The organism is Massilia sp. NBRC 108631 (assembly GCF_059704565.1).
Genome location: NZ_BAAKJE010000102.1, coordinates 50,450 through 65,454 on the forward strand (window position 1 = coordinate 50,450; position 15,005 = coordinate 65,454).

Genomic DNA, 15,005 nt, shown 5'->3' on the forward strand with positions numbered 1-15,005 from the left:
AGCCACGCCGTGGGACGCAATCGCGGCGCAGCCCCGTAACCGGCCAGCGCTCAGGCGCCCCAGCCGGTCTGCAGCCAAGTCCCCGTGAGCATGCCGGCGAAGGCGGCCGGTGCAGGCAAGCCGCGGCACAGCAGCAAGCTCGGTTCCACTTCCGCCGATCCATCGGTCCACCACACGCTTTGCCCGCGCAGCGCCGCGGCAGCCAGCGCGGGCACTTGCGCGCCCACTGCGTCCAGCGACGCGAGCGGCAGGCGGCAACCCGCGCCGCCCAGCTGGCCGGCCAGCGGCGCATCGCTGAGCGGCGGCATCGCTTGCAGCAAGCCATCGAACGGCTCGAGCTGGAAGCGCTCATCCAGCGAGGACAGGGCCAGCGCCTCCAGCTGGTCGAACCACGGCTTGCCGTTGGCCACCCAGTCCAGCAAGCCGCCGCCGCCCGGCGCACCGGCCGCTATCGTCAACGGAAAATGCCGCCCCACCCGATCCACGCTGGGCATCAGCAACCCGGCCCAGGCATTGCGGTCGCATGCGCCGGGCGCCAGCGCGAAGCGCCACACCGGGCTGGTGAGATAGGTCTGCAGCCAGCGCGGCCCCAGCGCCTCGCGGCTGCCCTGGATGGATGCCTGCAGCCATGCGTCCCACACGCCCAGCAGCGACGGCGGCAGGCGCCGCGACACAAAGTCGCCGTGCGTACTCACCTTGCCAAAGAAGCCGGGCGCCAGTTCGGGTTCTTCCATCACAGCGACTCCAGGCAGCGGAACTGCTCCACCCCATCCCGCCTGAATGGATTGTTGACGCTGTTGGCGGTCAGTTCGTAGATCATCTTGCGGCCGTCCAGGTCAAAGGTCAGCTTGTAGCGTTCGCCCTGCGCGGAGGGTTCCAGCATGCCCTTGTCCAGCATGCGGAACCAGGCCCAGGCGCCCTCGGTGCGCAGCTCGGCCGTGGTGGCGGGCGCGACGTCGAACCGCACCGCGTTGACGCCTTTGCCGCTCGGGATCTGGAAACTGGCCGCGCCTTGCGCCGCCTTCGGCGCGAACGCCAGCTGCTGGCCATCCACATCCAGCACCACTTTCGTCAGCGCCGCATCGGCCGCCAGCGGCTTCAGGTCGAAACGCACGGAGGCCTGCTTGCCGCCATTGCCGAAGAATTTGTCGCGGATCTGCGCGGCGCGCTGGAACTGGGTCAGCACTTCCTGGTCCATGCCGAGGTCCATGTTGTTGACCACGCGCCAGCGCCACTGCGCGCCGCTGGTGTCCACGTAGTTGACCAGGTGCTTCTGGAAGAACTCGTCGGCCAGGCCGCCAGGGCCGAAGAAGCGGCCAAAGTCGTCCGGCGTGGCTTCCTGCACGGCCTTGCGCACCAGCGGGTAGCGGCCGGCAATGGCGGCGCGGCAGAACAGCGCGGGGCCGGTCTTCCACAACGCATCGAGGCGGTCGCGCTCCGTGCCCAGCGTGAGGCCGGTGCCGGCCGTGTCCACGCTGCGCACCAGCGCGCCGAGCGGGGCGGGCAGGCTGTCCGCCTCGCGCTTCAATTTTGCCAGCGCGTCCGCCGGGGGCGCGGGCTGGCCGGCGGCGCGCGCGGCGTTGGCGGCGTCCAGGTAAACCGCCACGTCCTTCAGCTTGAGCAGCACGCCATCCAGGCCGGACGGACCGGCGGCGCCGGCGGCGCCGAGGGTCCCACCGCCCGCCTCCACCATCTTGTGCAACGGCGCGAAATGGATGTCGACCGGGTTCACGGGCCGCACGTCGGCCGGCAGCACGTCCTGTGCGCCGTCGCTGAGCGCGGACTCCAGGCGCCGCTTGGCCGCGTCGCTGAGCTGCTTGACGGTGTCGGTGGCGGCGTCCACGCTGGACTTGGCCGTCTTCAGCTTGTCCAGCCGGGTCTGTTTCGCAGCCGCCTGCAGGAATTTGCGCAGCGGCGACTCCTGGCTGGACACGCTGTTGATCACGCGCGCCGCCTGGTCCAGGCTGGTAAACGGCACCAGCGTCACGTCCGCCAACAGGCCGTCCCACAGCCGGATGTACTCCTCGAAATACATCTGCTGCACCACGGCTTTCATTTGCGCCGCGCTCTCCAGGCTGTCCACCGCTTCGCGCTGGTCCAGCACCCAGCTGTCCTTCACCACGTCCGCGATGGCGCCGTCGATCTGCTCGGTGAATTTCTTGTAGCCCGCCAGCGTGAAGGAGCCGGCAATGCCGCGCGTGAGCGGCAAGCCGCTCTGGCGCGCCAGCACCACGCCGGCGTCGCGCCCGGCGGCGGCAGTAACGTCGAAATCCGGCACGCCCGCACTGGCCAGGCTGCGCTTCAGGCGGGTGTAGACGCGCTCGCCCATCGGCAACTTGGCCAGGCTGAGACGTACCCGGGCGATCAGCGCCCGGTCCAGCTGCGGCGGCGCCTCGGCCTGGCTGGACGGCGCCAGCATCGCGGCCACATGCTGCGACAGATCCTGGCGCTGCAACTCATTCGCTTCCGGCAGGTTGCGGCTCCAGTCGTAATCCAGCCAGGCGCGCACCGCTTCCGGGTCCAGGCGATTGCGTTCGCCCAGCATGATGTAGACGCGCAGCAGTTCATACAGGTACTCGGGATTGTTGGCGGTGCCGCGCCGCAGCTGGGTCTCCATCTGGTCCAGGATGCGCGGCAGCAGCGCCTCGCGCAGCACGCGCTGGTAGGCGCCCTGCGCGCCTTCGCCCAGCTTGCCGCCCTGGTACAGGCCCAGCCCCATCAGGAACGGCACTTCCTGGCCCTGGCTGCGGTAGCCGCCGGGAATGTCGCGCAGCGCGTTCAGTAACGGCAGCGCGGCCACCGGCGACGGATCTTTCGGCAAGGCGCGCGCCAGCTGGTCGATTTCCGCCGTGCGCGCCGCCACGTCGTTCACATAGCCCTGGTTGCGCACATAGCTGGTGAGCAGGCCTGCCGATACCAGCAGCAGCACGGCGGCGGTCAGCGCGTACGCGCCCCATTGCAGCCAGCGGCGGTTGCGTTCCAGGCGCAGGTTGGCGCCGGCCAGTTCGCTCTCCTGGAACACCACGTCGCGCAGCAGCCGCGTGATGAAGTAGCTGCGCCCGCCGAAGGCATTGGCCGGCAGCACCTTGCGGTCCAGGCCGAAACTGGCGGCCAGCGTGGACATGACACGGTCGATCGGACTGCCTTCCTGGGTTCCGCTGGTGAAGTACACACCGCGCACCAGCGCGGCCTCCTCGTAGGAGGTGGATTCGAAGACGTCGGTGAGGAAGGCTTCCAGCACGTCGCCGATGGCGGCGAACTGCTGCGGGAAGTTGTACATCAGCGCGCGGCGCTGGATGTCGCGCTCCTGCTGCATGCGTTCGAACAGGCGCGCCTGCAGCTGCGCCTGCAGCGCATCGAATTCGGCCGGGAAGGCTTTCAGGCCGGCATCCGCCTGCTCCGCCGAGGCCAGCGGGAAGGTGACGCCCCAGACCTGCGTGCGTTCGTCACGGCCAAGGTTGTCGAAGAACTCGACGAAACCGGCCAGCAGGTCGCACTTGGTGACGATGACATAGACCGGGAAGCGGATGCCCAGCTCCTCGTGCAGTTCCTTGATGCGCGCGCGGATCGCCAGCGCCTGCACGCGGCGTTGCCCCTCGCCTTGCTGCAGCAGGTCCGCCACGCTGAGTGCAACGATCACGCCGTTGATGGGACGGCGGCGGCGATGCTTGCGCAGCAGTTGCAGGAAGCCCTTCCACGCGGCCTGGTCCACTTCGGTGTAGCTGTCCTGGGTGGTGTAGCGGCCGGCCGTGTCAAGCAGCACGGCTTCGTCGGTGAACCACCAGTCGCAATTGCGGGTGCCGCCCACGCCGCCGATGGCGCCTTTGCCATGCGTGTCCGAGAGCGGAAATTTGAGGCCGGAATGCACCAGGGCCGTGGTCTTGCCGCTGCCGGGCGCGCCCACGAACATATACCACGGCAGCTGGTACAGGCCGCCGCCGCCAAAGCGGCTGCCCGCTTTCGATTTGCGCAGCACCGCCATGGCGTCCTGCAGGCGCTTGGCCAGCACCGCCATTTCGGCGGCGCTTTCCTTCTGGCCCGGCGCCACGGCCGGCGCCGCGGCGGGATCGCCGGCCACGCTTTTCATCAGGCGGCGTTCGGCCAGGCGCGCGCGCAGCAGCTTCCAGCCGAAGTAGAGCGCCCAGGCCAGGAACAGCAGCGCGATGAAGAACCAGCGCACGCCGGTCGCGGCGAACGGCTCCTTGCCGTCGAAAGCCAGCAACGGCGCCTCGAACCAGAAGATCAGGGACAGCAGCAGCACGCCGAAGAAGGCCAGCACGGGCGGCTTGATGAGCCAGTTGAAAAAGCGTTTGATCATGGGGTCAACACGATAATCACCACGCGGCGGTTGCGTGCGCGGTTGGCGGCGCTGTCGTTCGGCACCAGCGGTTCGGTCTCGCCGCGCCCTTCCACGCTATAGCGCGCGGCGGGGCCGGCCTGTTTGGCCAGCAGCTCCACCACGGTGGCGGCGCGGCCCTTGGACAGCGCCCAGTTGGACGGATAGCGCGACGAGCCTCCCGGCACGTCGTCCGTGTGGCCGATGACGATGACCTTGCCGGGCACCGGCTTGAGCGCTTCGCCGATGCGCTGCAGCAGTCCATCATACGATGGCTGCACTTCGGCGCTGCCGGACTTGAACACGCCGTCGCCGTGCAGCACGATGGTGGAACGGTCCGGCGTTTCGGTCACGCTCACCAGCCCGCGCTCGATCTCGGGCGCAAGGAAGCGCGCAACGCGCACCGGCGGATTGGCCATCGGCGGCGCAGGCGGCGCGGGCGCCACCAGTCGGATGCGCTGCAGGGCGGCGTACACGGGGTCGGACTGGCGGTTGAGCAGGAAGCTGAAGCCGAGGTGGATGCACAGCAGGACCAGGCCCGCGGCGGCCGCGATCACCCAAACCGGAATCAGGCGCAGCAGGCCGGGGCGCTTTTCGCTCGAGCCCTTCCAGCGCAGCGACAGGTCGGGCTCGAACGGGCCGCGCTCTTTCTGGATCAGCTGCTGCAGCCGCTCGCGCAGCAGGTCCAGCTGGACGCGGCCGCCGTCCATGACGCGATAGCGGCCTTCCAGGCCCAGCGCCAGGCACAGGTACATCAGCTCCAGCACGTGCAGGTTGGCGCGCGGCTGCTGACTGAGTTTTTGCAGGATCAGGAAGAATTTCTCGCCGCCGAAGGCCTCGTTGTGGAAGGCCACCAGCAAACTGCGGCTGGCCCACACGCCGCTGCCGCCCCAAGGGGTGCTGGAGATGGTCTCGTCGAGGAAGGTACACAGCGAATAGCGCGCCACGGCGATGGCCTCCTGCTCGCAGCCGGCCGCCTTGGCGTCGTGCTCGAATTTCTTGATGGCCGCCACCAGTTGGCTGCGCAGGCCTTCCACGCTGGGGTGCGTGGCCATGATGCGCAGCGGGACCACCAGGTCGAGCAAGGCGTTGGCGGCGCCGACCAGCGGATTGACGCCGTTCAGGTGGGCGCGCGGCCCGGCCGTCAGCGGCGCCAGCGTGGCATCGTAGTTGGTGTGGCCAACGGCCGGCCGCTCGAAACCGCCGGCGGCCGGGCCCGAGCCTTGGCCATGGGGCCATGCGGCGGCGCCAGCGCCCATGGCGGCAGAGCCGTCCGTCCCCGCTCCCAAACCGGCCGCGCCAGGCGCAAAGGCGTCCGCGCCCGCGCCGCCCGCAGCCGGGCCGCCGGCAGCGCCGCCCAGGCCCGGCACCGGCGCAGGCGCACCGCGCCGGCCGCCGGGCTTGGGGACCAGAATGGTACGGTCCGAATCGGGCAACTCTTCCTGGCTCATCTTGGCTTACTTCCGGATGGCCCAGAACTCCATTTGCAGTCCGGGGAATTCGCCCGCCACATGCATGGCGAAACCGGCCGAGGTAGCCAGCTGCTGCCAGTAATCGCTGCCCTTGTCGAGCTCGAAGTAGGTGTAGCCCGCGTGGAACGGCAGTTGGCGCGGCGCCACCGGCAGCGGCCGCAGCGCGATGCCGGGCAGCTGCAGGTTGACCAGGTCGCGGATCTTCTCCACCGAACCGATCTTCACCTGGCGCGGGAAACTGTTGCGCACCGTCTCGGGCGGCATGTGCGCGTTCACCATCAGCACGAAAGTGGCCGACTTCACCAGCTCCGGATCACGCATCACCGCCACGCGGATGCCGAACTGGCGCTCCTCCAGCGGGATAGGCACGGCGTGCGCATCCATCACCATCGACAGCGACTGGCGCAAGTCCTCCATCACCGGCAGGAAGGTCTCGCGCAGCTGCTCATGGCGGTACACCGGGTACTGGATGGCGCGCTTGTTGTTCGGGCTGAAGGTGGCCAGCTCGCCGGCCAGCTGCACCGCCTCGCGGTAGTATTCTTCCGGGTGCAGGCCGGTCATGCCGGCCAGGTGCGCGAACAGCGGCTCGGCGCGGTTCACCAGTTGCAGCAACAGGAAGTCGGCGATCTCCGCCGCTCCGGCCGCGCCGGGCTGCGACAGGCGGTTGCCCAGCGCGTCGCCGCGCTGGTGCAGCAGGCCCACCACCTCGTCGGCAAAGCCGCCCAGGCGCTGGGCCACGCGGAAGTCCAGGCATGGCGGGCAGTATTCGGGGTCCAGCACCACGCGGTTGTCCGGGCGCCGCTCGATCACGCGCGCCACGCCGATGCAGGCGTAGGCGTTGGCCACATCCGATTCCAGCGCCAGCCGCAGGCGCAGGCGGCCCACTTGCATCAGCGCGCTGTTGTCGATGCCGTTGCTGTCCCACGCTTCGTGGTCCACGGTGCCGTGGCGCGCGAAGTTATCCGGCGCCGGGCTGTCGCCGGTCTCGGCGATGCCGGGACGGCGCAGCGGCAGCGCCAGCACGATCAGCACATTGCGCGCGTCTTCCGGGATATCCAGCGGCAGCGGCAGGTCGTCGTCCGCAGGCAGGTTGAACGGCGTGCCGTCCGGCAGCACGGCACTGCACGACATGATCGCCAGCTTGCCCAGCGCGAGCTGCTGCTCATCGATCTTCAGCGACGAAAAGCCCCAGGAATAGGGACGCAGCCGGGAAACACGGCTTTCAAGCTGGGTTTGCAGATAGCGGTCGTGCTGCTGCAGGTGCTGCGGCTGCAGCAGCATGCCTTCGGACCAGATGACTTTACGGTTCCACGCCATGGTGTCTCACTCGATAGGAATTATTTGCGGTGCAGCCGGCCGATCTGGTCTTCGTAGGCGGCAGAGAATTTTTCGCCGAACAGGTGCTGGAAGTCGTCGTCGGCTTCGCGCAGGATGTCGTCGTACAGCGCCACCATGCGCTCCCACATGCGGGCTTTGCGGGTGGTGGCCATCATTTTGTCCATCACGCCCTCGGGCTCCTTCGCCTCGATCAGCGCGGGGTTGAAGCGCGCCAGCACGCCGTCGAGCGCGGCGCGCATGCCGGCGATGACCGCCAGTTCATGGGCTTTCAGGTCTTCGAAAGCGCTGCCGATGGACTTCACCGGCGGCATATAGCCCGACATGGCGTTGGTGAGCATCTGCGACAGCGCGCTTTCCGCGTCGGGGAAGAACTTCAGGGGGTTGTTGGCCTGGGCGCCGAGCACCGTCATTTCAAGCCGGCTCTCGCGCTTGGTCATGGCGCGCGCCATCAGCACCGCCATGGTGCCGGAAGTGGCCTCGCGCAGCATGGCGCCCACCAGTTCGGCCGTTTCGGCGGGAGACTTCGTGGTGCGCAGGCCGCTCAGGCCCAGGCCGCGCAGCAGCGCCTGCATCACCTCATCGCCGCCCTGCCCCGCGCTTGCCGGAGCGGCGTAGCCTTGCTGAGGCGGAAGCGCGTAAGCAATCGGCCCGGCCGAAGGCTGCGCAGGCGATGCGGCTGGGGTGGCTGGGGCAAAATGTGCGGCCGGCGTGGAGACGCGTGGCGGCAGGAAGTCGGCAAGCGGGTCGTAATCGTCCGGGATCAGCATTGCCGGCGGCGCCGCAACGGGCGCCGGCGCAATCTGCGGCGCGGCGCGCACCGTCAGGACCGTGGGCTCGGGTACCTGCGCCGGCGATTGCTGCGGATAGTGCGTTTGCTGCGGATATGGCGCTTGCGGCGGGTACGCAGCGCCGGGCAGCACTACGCCCGGCATCGGCATCCACTGCGGCGGCGCATGGTCGGGCTCCGAGCCGCGGAAGGCAACCGGCGGCGCGGCGTGCGCGGCGTTCGCATCGTTGAGCAGGTTCAGGCCGAGCGGATCGTTGGCCGACGGCGCGGCCAGCGGATCGTGTCCGCCGCTCAGTTCCAGTATTTTCACCCCGGCCAGCGTGTCGCGCATCTCGTCGAAGGACCTGCCCTCGTACGGCGACGGCGCGGCGGCCGGCTGCGCCTGGAACGGCAAGGCGTCCGACGTCTCGGGCTGGAATACGGGAATGGCCGGCGCCTGGGACGCACCCTGGCCCACCGCCACTTCCAGCACATAGTCGCCGATCAGCAGGCGGTCGCCGTCCTCCAGCACCGCGCTCTTGCCGGCGCCCACCGGGCGGTCGTTGATCCAGCTGGGATTGGCCCCCAGGTCCATCAGCGTATATTTGCCGTCGGCGAAATCGATCTTGCTGTGGTTGCGCGAAATGTACTTGCCCGGATCGGGCAGCTCCAGGTCATTGCCCGCGGCGCGGCCTATGGTGCCGCCCAATTGATCGAAGCGGCGCTCCACGGGGGCAGCCGGAGCTTGCTTTCTGTATGACTGTATCCGCAGAGTTAAAAACATCGGCTCGCTATGGCTCTATGGCTGCTGGTTGAACTGGACATTATAAGGTCGCGCTTGCGCAAAACACAATCTGCCGTGTCAGTTGATTTTCACCAGCGAACCGCCTATGGTCATGATGCCGCCCGCCTTGAGCGTGGCCATGCCGTCGGCCTGCACCGTCACATCCGGCGACTTGATGGTGATCTTGGCCGGTTCCATCTTGATACTGGTGCCGCCCACCTTCAGCTCGATCGAGGTGGTGGCCTCGATGACGATGGTCTTGGACACGGTCACCTTCTGGTCGCCGGTAATGGCCACGGTCTGGTTGCCGCCCACGTCGAGCTTCTGGTCGACCGCGATCTTGACCGTCTGGTTATTGTCCACCTTCAGGTTCTGGTCGTTGGTCACCGTGATGATCTGGTCATGATCCACCGTCACCGTGTGGTCGTTCACCACGTGCTCCTTGTGGTCGTGCCCAACGTCCAGGCTGCGGTCGTTCTTGATCGCGATGGTCTGGTCGCCCTTGTCCTTCTTCTCGAAACCGACTTTCAGCGTATCGTTGTTTTTCACCACGCGGTTGTAGTCCTTCTCCGCCTGGACGAAAATCTCTTCGGAGTCCTTCTTGTCCTCGAAGCGGATCTCGTTGAAGCCGCCGCCGCCCTTGGACGTGTTGGACTTGACGGTGGACTTGGTCTGCTCGGCAGGCAGGGGATACGGCGGCATGGCGTCGCTGTTGTAGACGCAGCCGGTGACCAGCGGCCGGTCCGGGTCGCCTTCCAGGAAACTCACCACCACCTCCATGCCGATACGCGGAATGAACATGCTGCCCCAGCCCGCGCCGGCCCACGCCTGCTGCACCCGCACCCAGCACGAACTGAGCTCATTTTCCTTGCCGTCGCGGTCCCAGTGGAACTGCACCTTGATGCGGCCATACTGGTCGGTCCAGATTTCCTCGCCCGCCTTGCCAACCACCATCGCAGTTTGCGGCCCCTGCACCACCGGCTTGGGCGCCGTGCGCGGCGCACGGTAGCTGTGCTCCTTGCCGATGGCATGAAACACGCATTTGAAGTCCAGCGGCGTGTCGCCGCCGGTGGCATAGTCGTCGCCGACGATTTCGTATTGCGCGCCGGTCACCAGGAATTCGCGGTTCTGGTCCTCGCGCGGATGGTTCTTCAGCTTGAACAGCCCGCCCGGGAACAGGCCGCGCGCGCTGGTGTCGGCCGCGATTTCTTCGCACTGCCCATGCAGGCCCTCCATGCGCCCCCTCGCCAGCGCGGTGCCGGTGGCCGCCACGGTGTAGAGGCCGGGATAATCGTACATCTCGTAGGCCTGCTGGCTGAACGCGGCGGCAACGGTGGACTTCACCCTCAGTCCGCCCGCGGTGCTTGAGGCAGCCTTTTCGAAGTCGAAGTCGTTCAGCGAGTAGCTGCTGGCCTGTATCATGCCCGAAGCGGCCCAGCCGTACACCGCTTCCTGGTCCACGATGCGGCGCCCCTCCTCGCCGGAGAACTCCACGCTGGCGTAGCCGGGCACCGCCTGGTGCGCGCCATAGGAATCGGCCAGCACCATGGTGTGCTTGTTGGCCGTGTGCGTGAAGTAAAAGTAGATCCCGGCATTCTCCAGCAGGCGGCAGACAAAATTGAAATCGGTCTCGCGGTACTGCACGCAATACGGCAGCGGGTCATAGGTGCCGCTCAGCGCACTCACGTTCAGGTCGATGGCGCCGCCATAGGACGCGTCCTGGCACACCGCCTTGACAATGTCGATGACGTTCTTGTCCTGGAAAATGCGGCAATTGGAGGCGCGCGTGAGCAGCCACAAGCCGGGATGGACAGTGGCCTCATACCGGCTCAAGCTGCCGTACCAGCCGCTGCTGGCGAAGCGCGTCACGATGCCGTGAAAATGCCGCACCGAGCCGTCCGGCAGATCCATGTGCACGCCCATGGGCTGGCCCAGCACGTCGGCTATTTTCAGGTCCGGCTTGGTGCTCAGCAGCTGCACCCGGAATTCGGACAACTGGCCCAGGCGCTCGGAGCCGCTCATGCGGTCGAACAGCAGGACGTCGTCCGCCAGGGCGCTGGTAACATTTACTTCACGGTTGGCTTGCGTAAGAGGCATAACGGCTTCGGCTCAGGGGATCATGGTTTTGGTGGTGCCGGCGTTGCTGAAGGCGATCACGCCGCCCCAGTTGCACAGGCACTTGGAGATGTTGTCCAGCGCCGGCATGTTCGCGATCAGCACTGTCGGCGCGCCCGGCACCCACGGCGCGAACGTCGCCGGTATGCAAGGCATGGGCGTGAGCACGCCCAGCGCGGCGGCAGTGGCGGCGGCCACCGTGGGGTTGGCCATGGAATTGCACACGCCGAACGGCATGATGTTCACCATGGGTTGGTGATCCATGATGTTGGCGGCAGGCGGCCCTTCGGCCAGCACTTTGTTCGCCGGAAGCACAACCAGCGACGACGGCGCCGCGCCGAACGTGCAAGTCATCATCGCTCCCATCACTACCTGATTTGGCATATCCCCTCCTGCGGCTATTATGACTGAAAAGACTGTCTTAAAGGTAAGGTTTTAGGATAAGCTGCCGATCATCACAGCATATCGACGAGGACAGTCATGGCCACATCGCTGACATTTGAATTCGGCTTTGCCGCCGCCGATCCATACGAGCCAGGCGAAGGCGGCCAGCCCATGCGGATTCTGGTCATGGGAGACTTCAGCGGCCGGGCGCAGAGCACCATGGGCACGCCGCGCCGGGTTGATCTCGACAACTTCGAGCAATTGCTGGCGCAGTTCGCGCCCAGCGTGCAAGTCGCGCTGGACGGCGCGCCATACAGTTTCAGCTTCAGCGAACTGGAGGATTTTCATCCGGATCGGCTGTATCAAAAATCAGACGCATTTGAAGCGCTGCGCGGCCAGCGGCAGCGCCTGCGCAACCCGGCCACCTTTGCCGCCGCTGCCGCTGCGCTGCAATCCGGCGCCGGTGGCTATGCCGCGCACGAAGGCGGCGGCGCCGGCGCCAACGGCGCGGCAGCCGAACACGCCGGAGACTTCGCCAGCCTGCTGGGCGGACAGGTGCGCCGCGCCGGCCACGGCGCGCCGGCTTCGCCGGCCGGCGTGCCGTCGATCGACCAGCTCGTCCGCCAGATCGTCGGCGCCATGCCGCCAGGCCCGGATCCGCGCCAGGCCGAATACGTGGCGGCGGTGGATGCCGTCATCGGCCAGCGCATGCGCGCCGTGCTGCACGCGCCGCAGTTCCAGGCGCTGGAAGCCATCTGGCGCGGCCTGCGGCAACTGGTCACCGGCCTGGAACTGGGCCAGGACCTGCAGCTCTATGTCCTCGACGCCGGCAAGGACGCCTTGCAAGCCGATATCGATGCCGCCGCGGGCAGCCTGGAGGCGTGCGCTTTGCACCGGCTGCTGGTCGAGCAGCCGCGCACGGGCGCCGACGCCGCGCCCTGGTCGGTGCTGTGCGGCGCCTACAGCTTCGGCCCCGGCGCGGCCGACATCGGACTGCTGGCGGCCCTGGGCGAACTGGCGGCCCGCGCGCACGCGCCGTTTATCGCGAACGCTGGCGATGCGCTGGCAGGCGCCGCCTCCCTTGCCGCCACGCCCGACGCCTCCGGCTGGCAAGGGCTGGACGGCGACGCGGCGGCACGCTGGCGGGCGCTGCGCACCAGCCCGCAAGCCGGCTGGCTGGGCCTGGCGCTGCCGCGTGTGCTGCTGCGCCTGCCCTACGGCAAGGCCACCGACAGCATCGAACAATTCGATTTCGAAGAAGCGGACGCAGGACACGCACACCAGGACTACCTGTGGGGCCACGCCTGCCTGGCCATCGCCCTGCTGCTGGGCCGCGCCTTCGAGGCCGGCGCCTGGGACATGTCGCCCGGCGACGTCCTCGAGCTGGACGATCTGCCGGCCCACATCGTGCGGCGCGACGGCGAAGCCCATATGCAGGCCTGCGCGGAGGCCTTCCTGACCGAGCGCACCGCCACCGCGCTGCTGGAGCACGGCCTGATGCCGCTGCTCAGTTTCAAGAACCGCAACGCGGCGCGCCTGCTGCGCAGCCAGTCCGTATCCTTCCCCGCGCGGGCCTTGTCCGGCCCCTGGAATTCCTGAGTCAGTACCAGCAAGAGCAGAAAATGAGCACGAAGAAGAAAACCGGCCAGAAGATTTCCCTCGACGACGCGCTGCAACTGGCGGTCTCGGTGCACCGCGAAGGCAAGCCGCGCCTGGCCGCGCAACATTACGAAGCCATCCTGCAAGTGGCGCCCGGCCATCCGGACGCGCTGCACTATATGGGCCTGGCGCAGCACCACCTGGGCAACCACGACGGCGCGGTCAACCTGATCCGGCGCGCGCTGGAGGTGGCGCCGGACTACGTCGATGCGCGCAACAATCTGGGCAACGTGCAGAAGGAGATGGGCCGCCACGCGGACGCCGAGCAGTCCTACCGCGCGGTGCTGGAGGCCAGGCCCGACTTCGCACTGGCCCACAACAACCTGGGGGTGGTGCTGCGTGCGCAGGACCGGCTGGACGAAGCGGCGGCGGCATACCGCCGTGCCGTCGAGCTGTCGCCGAAGTTCGCGCAAGGCTGGATCAACCTCGGCAATGTGCTGAAGAAAACCAGCGATTTCAACGAAGCGCTGAGCTGCTACTGCAACGCCGTGCTGATCACGCCCGACAATCCGGACGTCTACCGCAGCCTGGCGCGCGCCCTGATATCGCAACAGCGCGATGCGGAGGCGCTGGAAGTGTACCGGCAATGGGAAAAGGTCGAACCGGACAATCCCGTGGTGCAGCACCACATCGCCGCCTGCCAGGGCGCAGCTGCGCCGGAGCGCGCGTCGGACTCCTACGTGCAGTCCGTCTTCGACCGCTTTGCCAACAGCTTCGACGAGGTGCTGGCCAAGCTGGGTTACTGCGCGCCCGCCATGTGCGGCGAGATGGTGACGGCCCTGCTGGGCCCCGCCCCCGCCGCCAGGCCGGCGCTGCACGTGCTGGACGCCGGCTGCGGCACCGGCCTGTGCGGCCCGCTGCTCAAGCCCTACGCGCGCCACCTGGAAGGGGTGGACCTGTCGGCCGGCATGCTGGCCAAGGCGGCAGAGCGCGGCGGCTACGACACGCTGCGCGAAGCGGAACTGACCGCGTGGCTGCGCTCCCGCCCGGACGCGTACGACCTGGTGGTATCGGCCGATACGCTGTGCTATTTCGGTGCGCTGGACGTGCTGATCCCGGCCGCCGGCGCCGCGCTGCGCCCCGGTGCCCACCTGGTGTTCACAGTCGAGGAAACCGTGGACAGCGCCGCTGCGCCGCAATTCCTGCTGCATGCGCACGGCCGCTACAGCCACACGGAAGCCTACGTGCGCGCGATGCTGGCCGATGCCGGATTGGAAGTGCGCGAACTGCGCCGCGTCACGCTGCGCCAGGAAGCCAGCCGGCCGGTTGCAGGCCTGCTGGTGGGGGCGCGCAAGGGCGGCTAGGAGCGGCTTTTGCCTGCCGCAGGCCTGGCCAGTGGCGCGCCGGCCGATACGGCCGGCTTGGCCATCAGACGCTTGACAGCCAGCTGCACCGCCAGCGCGCCTGCAAAGGCCGCGCCGAATGCGGCGGCGGCCGAACTTTCGCGCAGCAACAGCGACAGCACCAGGCAAAAAGTCGCAAAAGCGAAGTAGCCGAACACCATGCCGCGCAACAGCGCCACCGCGAACGCGCGGCCGGAACGCACGTGCGAGAAACCCACCAGCACGGTGCTCATCACGGGGAACATGGCGAAGAAGCCGCTCAGGCGCGCGCCTATCGCGGCTGCGCCGTAGCTCACGGCCAGCACCAGCGCCGCCCCGGCCAGCATGCGCCATGGCAGATCGCTGGCCGGGGCGGCGCCGGCTACGGGCCGCGCGGATGCCAATGCCTGGTCCGAGCCGTCCGGCCGCACCCGCGGAAACAGCTTCGGTGCGATCAGCAAGGCGCCCACCACCATCGCGAAGCACGCTGCCACCGGCAGTTGCACCGCCTGCAAGCCGGCCACCGCCAGCGCCCAGGCCAGCAGCGCGCCCAGCATCGACACGGCCATGCCGAAACGCTCCGCCGTCCAGGCGTAGGCGATGCTAAACACCAGCACAGCGATCACCGCCAGCAAAGTGCCTTCGGCGGCGCGCGCGGCAAACGCGGCGCCCTGCTCCAGCGTCACCGTCAGCAGAATGGGCCCGGAGACGATGGGAAAGGCGGACATCCAGCCCGCCACGCCCGGCCCCCATCTCCGGCCCACCAGCGTTACAGCATAGATCAAGCTCGGAACCAGGAGCAGCTTGAGCAGCAAGATCAACGGCATCG

At 68.0% G+C, this 15,005-nt stretch carries 10 protein-coding genes; 2 read left to right on the forward strand and 8 right to left on the reverse strand.

Annotated elements, in window-relative coordinates; translation table 11 throughout:
* Positions 1 to 50: 50 nt before the first annotated feature.
* From tagF to AC6H42_RS11280, 7 genes are all read right to left on the reverse strand, one after another.
* Entirely contained in the window at positions 51 to 734 is a 684-nt protein-coding gene (gene tagF, locus AC6H42_RS11250; protein ID WP_082551714.1) for a type VI secretion system-associated protein TagF, read from the reverse strand.
* Positions 734 to 4,318: a type VI secretion system membrane subunit TssM gene (gene tssM, locus AC6H42_RS11255; protein ID WP_497548061.1), complete on the reverse strand. Its 3,585-nt coding sequence runs from the start codon at positions 4,316 to 4,318 to the stop codon at positions 734 to 736. The genes tagF and tssM overlap by 1 nt, the downstream gene beginning before the upstream one ends.
* Entirely contained in the window at positions 4,315 to 5,787 is a 1,473-nt protein-coding gene (gene icmH, locus AC6H42_RS11260) for a type IVB secretion system protein IcmH/DotU (protein ID WP_497548062.1), read from the reverse strand. The genes tssM and icmH overlap by 4 nt, the downstream gene beginning before the upstream one ends.
* A 6-nt stretch (positions 5,788 to 5,793) precedes the next feature.
* Positions 5,794 to 7,125 (reverse strand): type VI secretion system baseplate subunit TssK, encoded by a 1,332-nt coding sequence (tssK, locus tag AC6H42_RS11265; RefSeq protein WP_057154611.1) that lies wholly within the window; start codon positions 7,123 to 7,125, stop codon positions 5,794 to 5,796.
* Between the two features lie 20 nt (positions 7,126 to 7,145).
* Positions 7,146 to 8,642, reverse strand: coding sequence for a type VI secretion system-associated FHA domain protein TagH (gene tagH, locus AC6H42_RS11270; protein ID WP_497548063.1), 1,497 nt, complete (start codon positions 8,640 to 8,642; stop codon positions 7,146 to 7,148).
* 132 nt (positions 8,643 to 8,774) lie between these two features.
* Positions 8,775 to 10,793: a type VI secretion system Vgr family protein gene (locus tag AC6H42_RS11275; RefSeq protein WP_497548064.1), complete on the reverse strand. Its 2,019-nt coding sequence runs from the start codon at positions 10,791 to 10,793 to the stop codon at positions 8,775 to 8,777.
* A 12-nt stretch (positions 10,794 to 10,805) separates the two neighbouring features.
* A complete protein-coding gene (locus AC6H42_RS11280) occupies positions 10,806 to 11,195 on the reverse strand; it encodes a DUF4280 domain-containing protein (protein WP_057154614.1) in 390 nt (129 codons plus the stop codon).
* A 96-nt stretch (positions 11,196 to 11,291) separates the two neighbouring features.
* Between AC6H42_RS11280 and AC6H42_RS11285 the strand changes: the two genes are divergently transcribed.
* A complete protein-coding gene (locus AC6H42_RS11285) occupies positions 11,292 to 12,794 on the forward strand; it encodes a type VI secretion system contractile sheath domain-containing protein (protein ID WP_497548065.1) in 1,503 nt (500 codons plus the stop codon).
* Between the two features lie 23 nt (positions 12,795 to 12,817).
* Positions 12,818 to 14,158: a class I SAM-dependent DNA methyltransferase gene (locus AC6H42_RS11290; RefSeq protein ID WP_497548066.1), complete on the forward strand. Its 1,341-nt coding sequence runs from the start codon at positions 12,818 to 12,820 to the stop codon at positions 14,156 to 14,158.
* Here AC6H42_RS11290 and AC6H42_RS11295 read toward each other — a convergent pair.
* A complete protein-coding gene (locus AC6H42_RS11295; RefSeq protein WP_497548067.1) occupies positions 14,155 to 15,003 on the reverse strand; it encodes a hypothetical protein in 849 nt (282 codons plus the stop codon). The two genes, AC6H42_RS11290 and AC6H42_RS11295, sit on opposite strands and share 4 nt — an antisense overlap.
* Between the last annotated feature and the right edge of the window lie 2 nt (positions 15,004 to 15,005).